Genomic DNA, 15,527 nt, shown 5'->3' with positions numbered 1-15,527 from the left:
TGGGAGATTGGCCGCCGCGCCTTGCCCCGGCGCGGGGCCGGCGCTTCAATTGGGGGCAGGTTCGATCGACCCGGCGGAGCCATGAGAGTCAGCCTTTCCAGCAAGTTCTTCCTGGCCATGCTCGCGGTGTGCGCCTTCGCCGTCCTGGGCATGGTGTTCGCCGCCTACCTGAGCCTGAAATACGGCTTCCTCGGCTACCTCAACCAGCAGGCCGAGGAGCGCATGGAACGCATCGTCCCGCGCATCGAACAGGCCTACGCCCAGCACGGTGGCTGGGACTTCATCCGCCGCGACCAGGACCAGTGGTTCGAGCTGCTGCGCCCGGACGACATCAACGCCGACAAGACCTTCGACCCCACGCTGCTGACCGTCTCCGACCTGACCGGCGCCTTCGTCCGCTTCGCCCTGCTGGACGAGCAGCACAAGCCGATCATCGGCTACCGCGCCGCCGCCGGGGAAATGCTCGAACGGCCGATCCACCACCAGGGCCGGGTGGTCGGCTGGATGGCCCTGGCGCCGCTGCAGTCGGTGACCAGCGTCGGCGACAAGCGCTTCCAGCTCAACCAGCTGCGCTCCAGCCTGCTGATCGGCCTGGCCTGCCTGTTCGCCACGGCGGTCATCGCCTGGTGGCTGACCCGCGCGCTGCTGCGGCCGATCCGCGAGGTGGCGCGCGCCACCCACCGGCTGGCCGCCGGCGACTACGCGATCCAGGTGCCGGTGCGCTCGCGGGACGAGGCCGGGCAGCTGGCCGGCGACTTCAACCGCATGGCCGCCACCCTGGCCAGCAACGAACGCATGCGCCGCGACTTCATAGCCGACATCTCCCACGAGCTGCGCACCCCGCTGGCGGTGATGCGCGCCGAGCTGGAGGCGCTGGAGGACGGCATCCGCCCGCTGGACGGCACCGCGCTGCGCTCGCTGCAGGGCGAGGTGGGCGCGCTGACCAAGCTGGTCAACGACCTCTTCGACCTGTCCCTGGCCGAGGTCGGCGGGCCCACCTACCGCCGCGAACGCATCGACCTCCGCGTGCTGCTGCCGGTGGTGGCCGAGGCCTTCAGCGCCAGCTTCGCCGAGCGTGGCGTGGCCCTGAGCGTGGAAGTGCCGGACGCGCCGCTGTGGGTGATGGGCGACGAGTCGCGCCTCGGCCAGCTGCTGCACAACCTGCTGGAGAACAGCCGCCGCTACACCGACGCCGGCGGCCGCACGGTGCTACGCGCGCTGCGCGACGGCGAGCGGGTGCTGGTGCAGTGCGAGGACAGCGCGCCGGGGGTGGACGCCGCCTCGCTGGAGCGCCTGTTCGAACGCTTCTACCGCGCCGAGCGCTCGCGCAACCGCGCCAGCGGCGGCACCGGCCTGGGCCTGGCGATCTGCCGGGGCATCGCCGAAGTGCATGGCGGCCGGCTGAGCGCCCAGGCCTCGGCAATGGGCGGCCTGCTGCTGACCCTGGAACTGCCGACGGCGGAGGGCGCGCAATGAGCCATGGCGAGATTCTGCTGGTGGAGGACGAGCCCAAGCTCGCGGCGCTGGTGGGCGACTACCTGCGCGCCGCCGGCTACGCGGTGGAGCACCTGGCCGACGGGTTGCAGGTGATCCCGGCGATCCGCCGCAAGGCCTACGACCTGATGCTGCTCGACCTGATGCTGCCGGGCCGCGACGGCCTCGACATCTGCCGCGAGCTGCGCGGCTTCAGCCGCATGCCGCTGATCATGATGACCGCGCGGGTCGAGGAGATCGACCGCCTGCTCGGCCTGGAGCTGGGCGCCGACGACTACATCTGCAAGCCCTTCTCGCCGCGTGAGCTGGTGGCGCGGGTCAAGGCCGTGCTGCGGCGCAGCAGTAGCCAGGCGCAGAGCCTGGGCCTGGAGCTGGACGCGCGCACCTTCCTGGCGCGCTACCAGGGCGTGGCGCTGGACCTGACTCCGGTGGAGTTCCGCATGCTCGCCGCCCTGGCCGAGTACCCCGGCCAGGTGCTGTCGCGCGACCAACTGATGAACCACATCTACCAGGACCACCGCGTGGTGGCCGACCGCACCGTGGACAGCCACGTGAAGAACCTGCGGCGCAAGCTCACCGCCATCACCCCCGGCCTCGACCCGATCCGCTCGGTGTACGGGGTGGGCTACAGCCTGGAGTGCGAGTAGCCGCCGGCTAGGGGATGATTTCCCGGGAGATCGCCGCGGCGGTCTCGCGCAGCAGTTGCAGGTGCCGCTCCTCGGCGTTCGGCGCCTCCAGCACGGCCTCGGGGCCGGATAGGTTGATGGCGGCGACGACCCGCCCGGAATGGTCGCGGATGCCGGTGGCGATCGCGGTCGAGTAGTCCGAGCGGTGCAGCACCCAGCCGCGCGCGCGGTCCTCGGCGATGGTGTGCTGCAGCTCCAGCAGGGTGCGTGGCGCCGGCGCCGGGTAGTCGTCCAGGCGCACCTGCTGGTACAGCTGCGCCAGTTCGTCCTCGCCCAGCGCGGTGAGCAGCACGCGGCCGAGGGCGGTGTTGTGGCACGGCAGGCGGGTGCCCACCGGGATGTTCACCGTCAGCCGCTGCGGCGCGAAGGCGCGGTAGATGTACAGGCTGTCGGTCTGCTCGCGGATGCTCAGGTGGCAGGACAGCGAGGTGCTGTCGCGCAGGGCGTTCAGGTGCGGCAGGGCGACCTCGACGATGTCGCGGCTGCACAGGTAGGCGAAGCCGTCGGAGATCACCCGCGCGCCCAGCTCGTACTGGTTGCGCTCCAGGCGGTTCAGGTAGCCCATGTCTTGCAGGGTCTGGACGATGCGGTAGAGCGCCGAGGGGCTGACGCCCAGGCGCTCGGCCATCTCGTTCATGCCCAGGCTGCGCTCGCGCGCGTTGAACAGCCCGAGCAGGTTGAGGCCGCGCTCCAGCGCCGGCACCCGGTAGTCCATGTCACTCATGGCGTCTCCCTGGCGGCGCCCGCGCGGGGCGCCGCCGGCTGGTCAGTCGAGCAGGGCGTCGATGCCCACCGGGCGGCCGCCGAACTCGTCCATGGCGTCGAGCATGGCTTCCCAGAAGTACTGCACCGAGGCACGGTCGCAGAGAATCTGCAGGCTGGGCAGTTCGGCGCTGCCGCTGTTGATCACGATGGCGTTCAGGCGCGCCACCGAGGTCTGCGCCACCGCGCCGCTGGCGAAGGCCTGCGGGCGCAGGTCGACGCCGCAGAGCTTGGCCATCACCTGCGCGCAGTGTGCGCCGCTGAGCTGCAGCCAGGCGTGGCTGTCCTGGCGCGGCAGCAGGTAGTTGGCGCTGTCGTCGAGGCGCCAGGCGGCTTCCTCGGCGGCGACGCGTGCGCCCATGTCGTGCAGGCCGCCGAGCAGCAGGTACTCGGTCTGCGACAGCCGCGCCACCAGGCCGCCGTCGGCCTGGCGCAGGGCCCGGTTGGGCGCCTCCGGCAGCGTGTAGCCACGGGCTTGCAGGTAGGCCGCGGCGTCGGCGCCACGGAAGCCCGCGCGCGGCAGGTTGCTCAGGTCGATCAGCGCGCAGCGTTGCAGCTGCGCGTGCTCTTCCTGCTCGCCGTAGCGGGCGACGATGGCGCTGCTGCCCAGGATGGCCAGGCGCGCGCCTTGCTGCAGCGGGTACAGCGGGCTGCGTTCGATGAAGTCTTCGGCTTTCAGGCTGGACATGGCTCAGAGCTCCTGGCGCTGGTTCTGCGGGTCGTAGAAGGGCAGCTGGACGACGGTGGCGCGCACCATTTCGCCGCCCTCGACGCGGATCGGGATCTGCATGCCCGGGGTGGCCTGGTGGGCGCCGGCGTAGGCCAGGCCGACGATCTGGCCGAGGCTCTGCGAGTACTCGCAGGAGGTGACGTTGCCGCTGATGTCGGCGCCGTCGAGCACCAGGTGGCCCTCCAGCGGCTGGGCGCTGCCCCTGGGCAGGGTGAAGCCCACCAGCTTGCGCTTGAGCGGCTGCGCCTCGAGGATTTCGATCGAGCGCTTGCCGACGAAGAACGGCTTCTTGCGGCCGATCGCCCACTGCATGTCGATCTCCGCCGGGTGGGTCATGCCGTCGGTGTCCTGGCTGATGATCACGTGGCCCTTCTCCAGGCGCAGCAGGCGCTGGGTTTCCACGCCGAAGGGGCGGATGCCCTGTTCGGCGCCGGCTTCCATCAGCGCGTCCCACAGGCGTTCGGCGAAGCGCGCCGGCACGTGCACCTCGTAGCCCAGCTCGCCGACGAAACCGACCCGCAGGATGCGCGCCGGGATGCCGGCCACGCGGCCCTGGCGCACGCCCAGGTAGGGGAAGGCGGCGGCCGACAGGTCGACATCGCCGCAGAGTTTCTCCAGCACCCGGCGCGACAGCGGCCCGGCGAGGTTGACCGCGGCCAGCGCGGCGGTGACGTTGGTGATGTCCACGTTCAGCCGCCACTGCGCGTTCCACTTGAGCATCTGCTGGTAGATGCGGTCGACGCCGCTGGTGGTGGCGGTGACGTAGAAGTGCCGCTCGCCGAGGCGTGCGCAGACGCCGTCGTCGATCACCACGCCGTGCTCGTTGGTCATCAGCGCGTAGCGGGTGCGGCCGACGGCCAGCTTGGCGAAGCCGAAGGTGTACAGGCGCTCCAGCAGCTCGGCGGCGTCGGGGCCGCGCACGTCGAGGCCGCCGAGGGTCGAGACGTCGATCAGGCCGACCTTCTCGCGCACGTGCAGCGCCTCTTCCTGCATGCAGCGTTCGCGGTCCTCGGCCTTGCCGTAGAACGCCGGGCGCTGCCAGATGCCGGCGGGCATCATCTTCGCCCCGGCTTCAAGGTGGCGGCGGTGCATCGGTGTCTGTCGGTAGGGGTCGAAGGCGCGGCCGGCGACATGGGCGAGCTTCTCCGCCTCGAACGGCGGGCGCGCGGTGGTCACCCCGGTTTCGCCGATGCTGCGGCCGGTGGCCTGGGCCACCAGGCGCGCGGTGGGCAGCGCCGAGTGGCGGCCCTGGGACGGGCCCATGCCGACGGTGGAGAAGCGCTTGACCAGCTGCACGTCGCGGTAGCCGCTACGGGTGGCGTTGACGATGTCGCGCACCTGCAGGTCCTCGTCGAAGTCGACGAAGTCCTTGCCCTTGGGGTGGGGGAAGATCGGCCAGGGGAAGTTGACCTCGGCTTCGGCGACGAAAACCCCCGGCAGCGGCGCCGCGAGGTTCAGCGCGGCGAGCGCCTCGGCGGCGCCACGGGCGCCGTCGACCAGCACGTTGCCCAGGGCGTGGCGGCCGTTCACCGAGCCGGCGATGTCCAGCCCGGCGGGCAGGCCGCTGATGGCGAACTCGGCGCGATGCTCCTCGTAGGCCAGCTTGCCGCCGGCCTGGCACAGCAGTTGGTAGACCGGCATGTAGCCGGCGGACATGCACAGCAGGTCGCAGGCCAGCTGGGTGCCTTGCGCGGCAACCTCGCCCTGGCCGTCGATGCGGCGGATGTCGACGCCGCTGACGTGGCGCAGGCCCGGCTCGTGCAGGGCCTCGTAGACGGTGCTGGCGGTGTGCAACGGGATGTGCCGGCGTTGCAGTTCGGCGGCCAGCTCGGCGTCGGCCGGGGCGGCGCGCATGTCCACCACGGCGGCCACGTCGACGCCCTGTTCCTGCAGGTCGAGGGCGGCCAGGTAGCCGTCGTCGTTGCCGGTCAGGACCACGGCGCGCTTGCCCGGTTTCACCGCGTAGAGCTTCATCAGGCGCTGCGCGGCGCTGGTCAGCAGCACGCCGGGCAGGTCGTTGTTGCGGAACACCACCGGTTGGTCGAAGGAGCCGGCGGCCACCAGGCAGCGGGTGGCGCGCACCTTGTACATGCGCTTGCCCTGGATCACCGGCAGGTAGTTGTCGGTGAACCAGGCGTTGCAGGTGGCCTGCTTGAGCACCTGGATGTTCGGGTGCGCCTCCACCGCGCCGACCAGCTCGGCGCGCAGTTCGGCGGCGCGGCGCCCGGCGATGTCGAAGCGCGCGTAGGTCAGCGAGCCGCCGAGCAGCGGCTGCTGTTCCACCAGCAGCACCTTGGCCCCGGCGTCGGCGGCGTCCAGCGCGGCGCGCAGGCCGGCGGGGCCGGCGCCGATCACCGCCAGGTCGACGAACAGGTAGGCCTTGTCGTAGTACTGCGGCTTGAACGCCAGGTCGAGCACGCCCAGGCCGGCTTTCTTGCGGATCAGCGGTTCCCAGACCTTCCACATGCCCTTGGGCTTGTAGAACGAGCGGTAATAGAAGCCCACCGGCATGAAGCGCGAGAACCTGCCCAGGTAGGCGTCGCGGTCGTGGTCGAGGCTGCCGGCGTAGTTCTGGCCTGCCACGGCCAGGCCGTCGCGGGCCGGGTGCATGTCGGCCAGCACGTTGGGTTCGTCGGGCAGTTGCACCAGGGCGTTGGCGTCCTGCCCGGCGAGGGTCAGTGGGCCGCGCGGGCGGTGGTACTTGAAGGAGCGCGAGAGCAGCCAGCGGCCGTTGCCGAGCAGGGCGCTGGCGATGCTGTCGCCCTCGAAGCCCTGGTAGTCGCGGCCGTCGAAGGAGAAGCGCAGCGGCCGCGCGCGGTCGATCAGCAGGCCCATGGGGGCGGGCAGGCGGGTGAGTGCGCTCATTGGGCGGTCTCCTGTGCGGCGGCCTGGGGCGGAGAGAGGAAATCGATGCGCCGGTCGAAGATTTCCTTCGCGTCGAAGGTGCGGATCACCTGGTCGGTGACCGTGTGGCGCTCGGCCAGGAACCAGTAGCTGGAGGCGTTGTGCAGCCACCACTCCAGCACCACCCCGGCGGCGTTGTCGCTGTTGAACACGTAGTCGGCCCACTCCAGGTCGCTGCAGGTGGCCGGGTCGGGCATGCGCTTGAACTCGCCGCCGTAGGTGAATTCGCTGATGTTGCGCGGCCCGTTCAGCGGGCAGGTCAGGATCTTCATCGCTCGTTCCTCAATGGCTGGCCGCGGTGGCGCCCATCTCGTTGACCTGCTGGAAGCGGCTGAAGCGCTCCAGGGCGAAGGGCGCGATCAGCTCCGGCACCTTGCCGCCGCTGGCCACCAGTTCGGCCATGGTCTTGCCGCAGATGGGCGTGGCCTTGAAGCCCCAGGTGCCCCAGCCGGCGTCGAGGTAATAGTTCTCGACCGGCGACAGGCCCATGATCGGGCTGTAGTCGGGGGTCATGTCGGTGATCCCGGCCCACTGGCGCATCAGCTTGGCGTTGGCCATGAACGGGAACATCTCGATGGCGTGGGCCAGCAGGCTTTCCTTCAGGTCCAGGGTCGAGCGCGTGTTGTACAGCGGGTAGGGGTCGGAACCGCCGCCGAACACCAGCTCGCCACGGCTGGTCTGCTGCACGTAGCAGTGCAGCGCCGAGGAGCTCACCAGCGGGTCGAGGAACGGCTTGAACGGCTGGGTGACCATGGCCTGCAGCGGGTAGGTGTGGATGGGGGCGCGGATGCCGGCCTTGGCCATCAGCAGCGAGCTGGCCCCGGCGATGGCCTGGACCACGCAACCGCACTGCACGGTGCCACGGTTGGTCTTCACCGCCTCGATGCGGCCGTCGCGCACCACCAGGTCCTGCACTTCGGTGAGCTGGTGGATTTCCACGCCGCGCTTGGCCGCCTGCTTGGCGTAGCCCCAGGCCACGGCGTCGTGGCGCGCGGTGGCGCCGTCGATGTGCCAGAGCCCGGCGATCACCGGCAGGTGGCCGGGGTCGAGGTTGAGCGTGGGCACCAGCTCGCGGATCTGCTGGCGGTCGATCATCTCGGTGCGCCCGCCGAAGTGCTTGTTCACCTCGGCGCGCTGGCGGAAGGCGCGCACCGTGGCGTCGGTGTGGGCCAGGGTCAGCTGGCCGCGCTCGGAGTACATGATGTTGAAGTCGAACTCGTTGGACAGCCCCTGGAACATCCGCACCGATTCGGCGTAGAACTTCACGCCTTCGCTGGTGAGGTAGTTGGAGCGGATCACCGCGGTGTTGCGCGCGGTGTTGCCGCCGCCCAGGTAGGCTTTCTCCAGCACCGCGACGTTGGTCACGCCGTGGTACGTGGCCAGGTAGTAGGCGGTGGCCAGGCCGTGGCCGCCGCCGCCGATGATCACCACGTCGTAGCGCGGCTTCAGCTCGCGCGGCGGCGGCAGGTCGACTTCCACCGGGTAGTCGGCGCTCAGGCCGTATTTCAGAAGGGCGAAAGGCATGCTGCTTTACTCCGCGACGGCGCTGGCGCGTTGCAGGCGCGCGGCGACCAGGGTGTTCTTCATCAGGTAGGCGATGGTCATCGGCCCGACGCCGCCGGGCACCGGGGTGATGGCCGCGGCCTGGGCGAGGGCGCTGTCGAAGTCGACGTCGCCGACCAGCTTGCTGCGGCCGTCCTCGTCGATGCGGTTGATGCCCACGTCTATCACCACCGCGCCGGGCTTCAGCCAGCTGGCGTCGACCAGGCGCGGCTTGCCCACGGCGGCGACCACGATGTCGGCCTGGCGGCACAGCTCGCGCAGGTTGGCGCTGCGCGAGTGCACCACGGTCACCGTGCAGTGCGCCTTGAGCAGCAGCGCGGCCATCGGCTTGCCGACGATGTTGGAGCGGCCGATCACCACCGCGTGCTTGCCGGAGAGGTCGCCGCAGGTGTCGTGCAGCAGGCGCATGCAGCCGGCCGGGGTGCACGGCGTGAGCACGTCGCGGCCCTGGCTGAGGCCGCCGACGTTCTCGCTGTGGAAGCCGTCGACGTCCTTCAGCGGGTCGATGGCCTGGAGCACGCGGTTCTCGTCGATATGCCCGGGCAGCGGCAGTTGCACGAGGATGCCGTTGACCGTCGGGTCGGCGTTCAGCTCGGCGATCAGCTGGAGCAGGACGCCTTCGCCGGTGTCGGCCGCCAGCTTGTGTTCCAGCGAGCGGATGCCGACTTCCTCGGCGCGCAGCACCTTGTTGCGCACGTAGACCTGGCTGGCCGGGTCGCTGCCCACCAGCACCACGGCCAGGCCCGGCTGGATGCCGTCCTCGCGCAGGGCCAGGACTTCCTCGCGGACCTCGGCGAGCACGCGCGCCGAGGTGGCCTTGCCGTCGATGAGTTTGACGCTGGGAATGGCGTTCATTTGAAGATCACCGTGCGGTCGTGGTTGAGGAAGACGCGGTGTTCGAGGTGGTACTTCACCGCGCGGGACAGCGCGATGGTCTCGGTGTCGCGGCCGATGGCCACCAGGTCGTCGGGGGCGTAGGCGTGGTCCACGCGCTGCACTTCCTGCTCGATGATCGGGCCCTCGTCGAGGTCGCTGGTGACGTAGTGCGCGGTGGCGCCGATCAGCTTCACGCCGCGCTCGTAGGCCTGGTGGTAGGGCTTGGCGCCCTTGAAGCCGGGCAGGAACGAGTGGTGGATGTTGATGGCCTTGCCGGAGAGCTGTTTGCACAGGTCGTCCGAGAGGATCTGCATGTAGCGGGCGAGCACCACCAGTTCGGTGCCGGTCTCGGCGACGATCTTCAGCAGCTCGGCTTCCTGCTGGGCCTTGGTGTCCTTGGTCACCGGCAGGTAGACGAAGCGGATGCCCTCGCGCTCGGCCATGGGGCGCAGGTCGAGGTGGTTGGAAACGATGGCGGTGATCTGCATGTCCAGCTCGCCCTTGGCGTGGCGATAGAGCAGGTCGGACAGGCAGTGGTCGAACTTGCTGACCATCAGCAGCACGCGCATCGGCTTGGCGCTGCTGTGCAGGCTCCAGTCCATGTCGAAGCGCGCGGCCACATCGACGAAACCGGCTTCCAGGTTGCCGATGTCGCCCGCCAGGCCTTCGTTGAAGCGGAACACGGCGCGCATGAAGAAGCGGCCGCTGCCTTCGTCGTCGAACTGCGCCATCTCGCTGATGTAGCAACCCTGCTCGGCCAGGAAGGTGGTCACCGCCGCGACGATGCCGGATACCGCCGGGCAACTGATGCGGATGATGAAATGGCTGGGGGCGTGGTGCATGTCGGGTCCTCGGGGTGAGTGAGAGGCAGCTCGGCGCGCAAGGGCGAAAGTTCGGGGGTGAAGGTGGATTTCACCGGTGGAGAACTATTTACTGCTGGGAATATAAATTTCCTTTTGCGCTTTTATAGGCGAAGCGAATCCCTGGGTCCATACCCTGGGGAAAATTTTTATCCTGTCAGGAAAGTTTTCGGCTGAACGGTGGGGGATAGCGCAGGCGCTTCCCGTAGGGCGAATAACGCCCCAGCGTTATCCGCCATTGGCCGTGGGCGCCGGGGCCATCGGCGGATAACCGCGAACGGTTATGCGCCCTACGTACGAATCACGCCTGGCCGGGCAGGTGTGTGGTGCGCAGGGTGGGGGATCGTGGCGCGCTCCTGCTGGGCGGCGCAGGCTCAGTCGTTGCCGTAGTTCATGATCGACAGCAAGCGGATCGGCACCTGCACCAGCTTCTCCGGCCCGTGCGGGGTGTCGCCGTCGAAGGTCAGGCTGTCGCCGGCCTGCATGTGGTAGAGCTGGTTGCCGTGGCGGTAGACCAACTCGCCTTCGAGCAGGTGGAGGAACTCGGTGCCCGGGTGGGAGAAGGTCGGGAACTCCTCGCTGGCGTCGTCCATGCTCACCATGTAGGCCTCGAAGTTCTTCTTCGGCCCACGGGTGTGGTTGAGCAACTGGTAGGTGTGACCCTTCTCGGTGCCGCGACGCACCACTTCCAGGCCGTCGCCGGCCTTCACCAGCAGCGCGTTGCCGTCCGGCTGGTCGTACTGGCTGAAGAGTTTCGACATCGGCATGCCCAGCACGTCGCACAGGCGGCTCAGGGTGTCGAGGCTGGTGGAGACCTGGGCGTTCTCGATCTTGCTCAGCATGCCCTGGCTGATCCCGGCGATGCGCGCCACGTCGGCCAGCTTGAGCTCCTGCGCCTGGCGCTGGCGCTTGATCTGCATGCCCAGGTACTGCTCCAGGCGAAGGCGCGGTTGGGTCTCGGTCGACATGGTCGGAGGTTCCTGCACGGTTTCAGTTCAAGAATATTAGTTTCGCACCTGGAAAGTGCATGAGGGGCCGCGGCTGTCCCGCCGGTTTCCCACAGTGAAAGCTAGTTTCCCATATATACAGCACAAATGCGCCGCTCGGCGCCAGCGCTCCCCGCGCGTTCGACTTGGCAAGGGCATTGCATTCCTATTGGGAAAGTAACTTTCCTGAGCGGAATCAGAGCCGCCCAGGGCACCGAAAACGCCTTGCCCTTACGGAGTGTTCCCCATGTTGCCAAGCGAAACCCAGCGCACCATCGACCAGCACGGCATCAAGTACGTGCTGGCGCAGTTCGTCGATATCCATGGCTCGGCGAAGACCAAGTCGGTGCCGGTGTCCGGCCTCAAGGCCGTGGCCGAGGAGGGCGCCGGGTTCGCCGGGTTCGCCATCAGCGGCATGGGCATGGAGCCCCACGGGCCGGACTTCATGGCGCGCGGCGACCTCTCCACGCTGATCCCGGTGCCCTGGCAGCCGGGCTACGGGCGGGTGGTGTGCATCGGCCACGTCGACGGCAAGCCGCACCCCTACGACAGCCGCTACGTGCTGCAGCAGCAGGTGCAGCGCCTGGCCGACAAGGGCTGGGTGCTGAACACCGGCCTGGAACCGGAATTCAGCCTGTTCCGCCGCGACGCCCAGGGCAAGCTGCAACTGGTGGACGCCTCGGACAACCTCGACAAGCCCTGCTACGACTACAAGGGCCTGTCGCGCTCCCGCGAGTTCCTCGAACGCCTCACCGAGGCCCTGCAGCCGGTGGGCTTCGACATCTACCAGATCGACCACGAGGACGCCAACGGCCAGTTCGAGATCAACTACACCTACAGCGACGCCATGGAGTCGGCGGACCGCTTCACCTTCTTCCGCATGGCCGCCGGCGAGATCGCCAACGACCTGGGCATGATCTGCTCGTTCATGCCCAAGCCCGATCCCAAGCGCGCCGGCAACGGCATGCACTTCCACCTGTCGATCGCCAGCGCGACCAACAAGAACCTCTTCCACGACCCGTCCGACCCCAGCGGCATGGGCCTGTCCAAGCTGGCCTACCACTTCGCCGCCGGCCTGCTGGCCCACGGACCTGCGCTGTGCGCCTTCGCCGCGCCGACGGTGAACTCCTACAAGCGCCTGGTGGTCGGCCGCTCGCTGTCCGGCGCCACCTGGGCCCCGGCGTTCATCGCCTACGGCGCCAACAACCGCTCGGCGATGGTGCGCATCCCCTACGGCCGCCTGGAGTTCCGCCTGCCCGACGCCGGCTGCAACCCCTATCTGGTGAGCGCCGCGATCATCGCCGCCGGCCTCGACGGCATCGACCGCCAGCTGGAGCCGGGCGAGATGTGCAACGAGAACCTCTACAACCTGAGCCTGGAGGAGATCGCCGCGCGCGGCATCAAGACCCTGCCGCAGTCGCTGAAGGAAGCCGCCGACGCGCTGGAGGCCGACCCGCTGTTCCGCGAGGTGCTCGGCGCCGAGATCGTCGACGAGTTCATCAAGCTCAAGCGCATGGAGTGGGTGGAGTACAGCCGCCACGTCTCCGACTGGGAGATCCAGCGCTACACCGAATTCTTCTGACCGCCGCGCCCGCCGGGCGCGCGACCAACCCTCTGGGCGACCGTGACAACCAAGCGGCGGTCGCCTGCTGCCTCGAAGGAGACGAAACATGTGCGGAATCGTAGGCCTCTACCTGAAGAAACCGGAGCTCGAAGCCCAGCTGGGCAAGCTCTTCGAACCCATGCTGCTGGCCATGACCGATCGCGGCCCGGACAGCGCCGGCTTCGCCATCTACGGTGACGAAGTGGCCGACGGCTGGGTCAAGCTGACCCTCCAGGCGGCCGACGCCAGCTACCCCTGGGCCGAGCTGATGGGCGCCCTGGAAGCGCGCCTGGGCTGCTCGCTGGACTGGTTCCAGAACGCCAGCGCCGCGGTGCTGAAGATCCACGCCGAGGAAGCCGCGGTGCGCGCCGTCCTGGCCGAGCTGGCGCCGGCGGTGCGCATCATGAGCGCCGGGCAGAGCATCGAAATCCTCAAGGGCATGGGCCTGCCGGTGGACATCTCGCAGCGCTTCGGCCTGGCCGGGATGAAGGGCAGCCACATCATCGGCCACACCCGCATGGCCACCGAAAGCGCGGTGACCATGGAGGGCAGCCACCCGTTCTCCACCGGCGCCGACCTGTGCCTGGTGCACAACGGCTCGCTGTCCAACCACTTCCGCCTGCGCCAGGAACTCAAGCGCCAGGGCATCGCCTTCGAGACCGACAACGACACCGAAGTGGCCGCCGGCTACCTGACCTGGCGCCTGCAGCAGGGCGACAGCCTGAAGCAGGCCCTGGACAAGTCCCTGGAGGACCTCGACGGCTTCTTCACCTTCGCCATCGGCACCCGCAACGGCTTCGCCGTGATCCGCGACCCGATCGCCTGCAAGCCGGCGATCCTCGCCGAGACCGACGATTACGTGGCCATGGCCTCGGAGTACCAGGCCCTGGCCAGCCTGCCGGGCATCGACAAGGCCAAAGTCTGGGAGCCGGCCCCGGCCACCATGTACATCTGGGAACGCGAGAGCGCCTGAGGAGCATTTGCATGAAAACCATCGACCTTTCCAGCGCCTCGGTGCGTGAACTGAACCAGGCCCTGCACGGCGACGTACAGGACCGCGAATGGCTGGTGACCCAGCCCGGCGGCAAGCACAACCTCGCGGTGGGCGTGAACCAGGCCGTGAGCATCGATATCCAGGGCCACGCCGGCTACTACTGCGCGGGCATGAACCAGAAGGCCAGCGTCACCGTGCACGGCAACGTCGGCGTGGGCGTGGCGGAAAACATGATGTCCGGCAGCGTGCGGGTGAAGGGCAGCGCCTCCCAGGCCGCCGGCGCCACCGCCCATGGCGGGCTGCTGGTGATCGAGGGCGACGCCGGCGCGCGTTGCGGCATCTCGATGAAGGGCGTGGACATCGTGGTCGGCGGCAGCATCGGCCACATGAGCTGCTTCATGGCCCAGGCCGGGCGCCTGGTGGTCTGCGGCGACGCCGGCGACGCGCTCGGCGATTCGCTCTACGAGACGCGCATCTACGTCAAGGGCACGGTCGCCTCGCTGGGTTCGGACTGCATCGAGAAGGAGATGCGCGCCGAGCACCTGGAAGAGCTCAAGGAGCTGCTCAACCGCGCCGGCTTCGACGAGGACCCGGCCAGCTTCAAGCGCTACGGCTCGGCTCGCCAGCTGTACAACTTCAAAGTCGACAACGCTTCGGCCTACTGATCGCGCCGCGAGGAGACCCCCATGAGCGAGAAACACACCCCGGTGCTGCGCGAATCCGCCACCTTCGACCGCCTGACCATCCAGGAAATCCAGCGCGCCGCCGAGACCGGCATCTACGACATCCGTGGCGGCGGCACCAAGCGCAAGCTGCCGCACTTCGACGACCTGCTGCTGCTCGGCGCCAGCGTCTCGCGCTACCCGCTGGAGGGCTACCGCGAGAAGTGCGGCACCGACGTGGTGCTGGGCACGCGCTTCGCCAAGAAACCGATCCACCTGAAGATTCCGGTGACCATCGCCGGCATGAGCTTCGGCGCGCTCTCGGCCAACGCCAAGGAAGCCCTGGGCCGTGGCGCGACCATCGCCGGCACCAGCACCACCACCGGCGACGGCGGCATGACCCCGGAGGAACGCGGCCAGTCGCAGCACCTGGTGTACCAGTACCTGCCGTCGCGCTACGGCATGAACCCGGACGACCTGCGCAAGGCCGACGCCATCGAGATCGTCCTCGGCCAGGGCGCCAAGCCCGGCGGCGGCGGCATGCTGCTGGGCATGAAGGTCACCGAGCGGGTGGCCGGCATGCGCACCCTGCCGATCGGCGTCGACCAGCGCAGCGCCTGCCGCCACCCGGACTGGACCGGCCCGGACGACCTGGCGATCAAGATCGCCGAGCTGCGCGAGATCACCGACTGGGAAAAACCCATCTACGTGAAGATCGGCGCCAGCCGGCCGTACTACGACGTCAAGCTGGCGGTGAAGGCCGGCGCCGACGTGATCGTCCTCGACGGCATGCAGGGCGGCACCGCGGCGACCCAGGAAGTGTTCATCGAGCACGTCGGCATCCCCATCCTGCCGGCCATCCCGCAGGCGGTGCAGGCGCTGCAGGAAATGGGCATGCACCGCCAGGTGCAGCTGATCGTCTCCGGCGGCATCCGCAACGGCGCCGACGTGGCCAAGGCCATGGCCCTGGGCGCCGACGCGGTGGCCATCGGCACCGCCGCGCTGGTGGCGCTCGGCGACAACCACCCGCGCCTGGACGAGGAACTGAAGAAGATCGGCTCGGCCGCCGGCTTCTACGACGACTGGCAGAACGGCCGCGACCCGGCCGGCATCACCACCCAGGACCCGGAGCTGTCCAAGCGCCTGGACCCGGTGGAAGCCGGCCGCCGCCTGGCCAACTACCTGCGCGTGCTGGTGCTGGAAGCCCAGACCATGGCCCGCGCCTGCGGCAAGTCGCACCTGCACAACCTCGACCCCGAGGACCTGGTGGCGCTGACCGTGGAAGCCGCCGCCATGGCCCGCGTGCCGCTGGCCGGCACCAACTGGGTGCCGGGGCAGCTGCAGTACTGACCGACAACGGGTGACAGGCAAAGGCCGGCGAGCGATCGCCGGCCTTTTTGTTTGCCG

At 69.0% G+C, this 15,527-nt stretch carries 14 protein-coding genes; 6 read left to right on the top strand and 8 right to left on the bottom strand.

Annotated features, from left to right (window positions below):
- The first annotated feature begins 81 nt into the window (after positions 1–81).
- A complete protein-coding gene (locus P3W75_RS13540) occupies positions 82–1,476 on the top strand; it encodes an ATP-binding protein (RefSeq protein ID WP_276227868.1) in 1,395 nt (464 codons plus the stop codon).
- The gene (locus tag P3W75_RS13535) at positions 1,473–2,141 is read left to right on the top strand and encodes a response regulator (protein ID WP_276227867.1); all 669 of its coding nucleotides are present in this window, start codon (positions 1,473–1,475) and stop codon (positions 2,139–2,141) included. The genes P3W75_RS13540 and P3W75_RS13535 overlap by 4 nt, the downstream gene beginning before the upstream one ends.
- Positions 2,142–2,148: 7 nt before the next feature.
- Here the strand turns inward: P3W75_RS13535 and P3W75_RS13530 are convergent, their stop codons facing one another.
- The 8 genes from P3W75_RS13530 to P3W75_RS13495 all read right to left on the bottom strand — a co-directional run bounded on the left by P3W75_RS13530 (position 2,149) and on the right by P3W75_RS13495 (position 10,843).
- Positions 2,149–2,904: an IclR family transcriptional regulator gene (locus P3W75_RS13530; RefSeq protein ID WP_276227866.1), complete on the bottom strand. Its 756-nt coding sequence runs from the start codon at positions 2,902–2,904 to the stop codon at positions 2,149–2,151.
- Between the two features lie 42 nt (positions 2,905–2,946).
- Positions 2,947–3,630: a sarcosine oxidase subunit gamma gene (locus P3W75_RS13525; RefSeq protein WP_276227865.1), complete on the bottom strand. Its 684-nt coding sequence runs from the start codon at positions 3,628–3,630 to the stop codon at positions 2,947–2,949.
- 3 nt (positions 3,631–3,633) lie between these two features.
- Positions 3,634–6,537 carry a 2Fe-2S iron-sulfur cluster-binding protein gene (locus P3W75_RS13520; RefSeq protein ID WP_276227864.1) on the bottom strand — a complete coding sequence of 968 codons (2,904 nt, stop codon included), beginning with the start codon at positions 6,535–6,537 and terminating at the stop codon, positions 3,634–3,636.
- Positions 6,534–6,848, bottom strand: a complete 315-nt coding sequence (locus tag P3W75_RS13515) for a sarcosine oxidase subunit delta (RefSeq protein ID WP_276227863.1) — start codon at positions 6,846–6,848, stop codon at positions 6,534–6,536. The genes P3W75_RS13520 and P3W75_RS13515 overlap by 4 nt, the downstream gene beginning before the upstream one ends.
- Before the next feature lie 10 nt (positions 6,849–6,858).
- Complete coding sequence (locus P3W75_RS13510; RefSeq protein WP_276227862.1) at positions 6,859–8,100, bottom strand: FAD-dependent oxidoreductase; 1,242 nt, start codon at positions 8,098–8,100, stop codon at positions 6,859–6,861.
- Positions 8,101–8,106: 6 nt separating this feature from the next.
- Positions 8,107–8,994, bottom strand: a complete 888-nt coding sequence (gene folD / locus P3W75_RS13505; protein ID WP_276227861.1) for a bifunctional methylenetetrahydrofolate dehydrogenase/methenyltetrahydrofolate cyclohydrolase FolD — start codon at positions 8,992–8,994, stop codon at positions 8,107–8,109.
- Positions 8,991–9,857 carry a formyltetrahydrofolate deformylase gene (gene purU, locus P3W75_RS13500; RefSeq protein WP_276227860.1) on the bottom strand — a complete coding sequence of 289 codons (867 nt, stop codon included), beginning with the start codon at positions 9,855–9,857 and terminating at the stop codon, positions 8,991–8,993. Before purU ends, folD begins: the two co-directional genes overlap by 4 nt.
- A 392-nt stretch (positions 9,858–10,249) precedes the next feature.
- Positions 10,250–10,843 (bottom strand): helix-turn-helix domain-containing protein, encoded by a 594-nt coding sequence (locus P3W75_RS13495; RefSeq protein WP_276227859.1) that lies wholly within the window; start codon positions 10,841–10,843, stop codon positions 10,250–10,252.
- 265 nt (positions 10,844–11,108) lie between these two features.
- On the opposite strand from P3W75_RS13495, the gene glnT reads away from it, so the two are divergent.
- The 4 genes from glnT to P3W75_RS13475 all read left to right on the top strand — a co-directional run bounded on the left by glnT (position 11,109) and on the right by P3W75_RS13475 (position 15,470).
- Positions 11,109–12,443, top strand: coding sequence for a type III glutamate--ammonia ligase (glnT, locus tag P3W75_RS13490; protein WP_276227858.1), 1,335 nt, complete (start codon positions 11,109–11,111; stop codon positions 12,441–12,443).
- An 88-nt stretch (positions 12,444–12,531) separates the two neighbouring features.
- Entirely contained in the window at positions 12,532–13,437 is a 906-nt protein-coding gene (locus tag P3W75_RS13485) for a class II glutamine amidotransferase (protein WP_276227857.1), read from the top strand.
- Positions 13,438–13,448: 11 nt separating this feature from the next.
- Positions 13,449–14,123 carry a protein glxC gene (locus P3W75_RS13480; RefSeq protein WP_276227856.1) on the top strand — a complete coding sequence of 225 codons (675 nt, stop codon included), beginning with the start codon at positions 13,449–13,451 and terminating at the stop codon, positions 14,121–14,123.
- 21 nt (positions 14,124–14,144) lie between these two features.
- Positions 14,145–15,470 (top strand): FMN-binding glutamate synthase family protein, encoded by a 1,326-nt coding sequence (locus P3W75_RS13475; protein WP_276227855.1) that lies wholly within the window; start codon positions 14,145–14,147, stop codon positions 15,468–15,470.
- The last annotated feature ends 57 nt before the right edge of the window (positions 15,471–15,527 follow it).

This window comes from Pseudomonas citronellolis, assembly GCF_029335315.1.
Lineage (GTDB): Bacteria > Pseudomonadota > Gammaproteobacteria > Pseudomonadales > Pseudomonadaceae > Pseudomonas > Pseudomonas citronellolis_A.
The sequence above is the reverse complement of the archived record's forward strand: the minus strand, read 5'-3'. Positions and strand labels throughout refer to the sequence as shown.

What these genes read in the sequence shown, in the direction of transcription:
- P3W75_RS13540 (WP_276227868.1), top strand. Translation starts at nt 82, where the DNA reads ATGAGAGTCAGCCTTTCCAGCAAGTTCTTCCTGGCCATGCTCGCGGTG.
- P3W75_RS13535 (WP_276227867.1), top strand. Translation starts at nt 1,473, where the DNA reads ATGAGCCATGGCGAGATTCTGCTGGTGGAGGACGAGCCCAAGCTCGCG.
- P3W75_RS13530 (WP_276227866.1), bottom strand. Translation starts at nt 2,904, where the DNA reads ATGAGTGACATGGACTACCGGGTGCCGGCGCTGGAGCGCGGCCTCAAC.
- P3W75_RS13525 (WP_276227865.1), bottom strand. Translation starts at nt 3,630, where the DNA reads ATGTCCAGCCTGAAAGCCGAAGACTTCATCGAACGCAGCCCGCTGTAC.
- P3W75_RS13520 (WP_276227864.1), bottom strand. Translation starts at nt 6,537, where the DNA reads ATGAGCGCACTCACCCGCCTGCCCGCCCCCATGGGCCTGCTGATCGAC.
- P3W75_RS13515 (WP_276227863.1), bottom strand. Translation starts at nt 6,848, where the DNA reads ATGAAGATCCTGACCTGCCCGCTGAACGGGCCGCGCAACATCAGCGAA.
- P3W75_RS13510 (WP_276227862.1), bottom strand. Translation starts at nt 8,100, where the DNA reads ATGCCTTTCGCCCTTCTGAAATACGGCCTGAGCGCCGACTACCCGGTG.
- folD (WP_276227861.1), bottom strand. Translation starts at nt 8,994, where the DNA reads ATGAACGCCATTCCCAGCGTCAAACTCATCGACGGCAAGGCCACCTCG.
- purU (WP_276227860.1), bottom strand. Translation starts at nt 9,857, where the DNA reads ATGCACCACGCCCCCAGCCATTTCATCATCCGCATCAGTTGCCCGGCG.
- P3W75_RS13495 (WP_276227859.1), bottom strand. Translation starts at nt 10,843, where the DNA reads ATGTCGACCGAGACCCAACCGCGCCTTCGCCTGGAGCAGTACCTGGGC.
- glnT (WP_276227858.1), top strand. Translation starts at nt 11,109, where the DNA reads ATGTTGCCAAGCGAAACCCAGCGCACCATCGACCAGCACGGCATCAAG.
- P3W75_RS13485 (WP_276227857.1), top strand. Translation starts at nt 12,532, where the DNA reads ATGTGCGGAATCGTAGGCCTCTACCTGAAGAAACCGGAGCTCGAAGCC.
- P3W75_RS13480 (WP_276227856.1), top strand. Translation starts at nt 13,449, where the DNA reads ATGAAAACCATCGACCTTTCCAGCGCCTCGGTGCGTGAACTGAACCAG.
- P3W75_RS13475 (WP_276227855.1), top strand. Translation starts at nt 14,145, where the DNA reads ATGAGCGAGAAACACACCCCGGTGCTGCGCGAATCCGCCACCTTCGAC.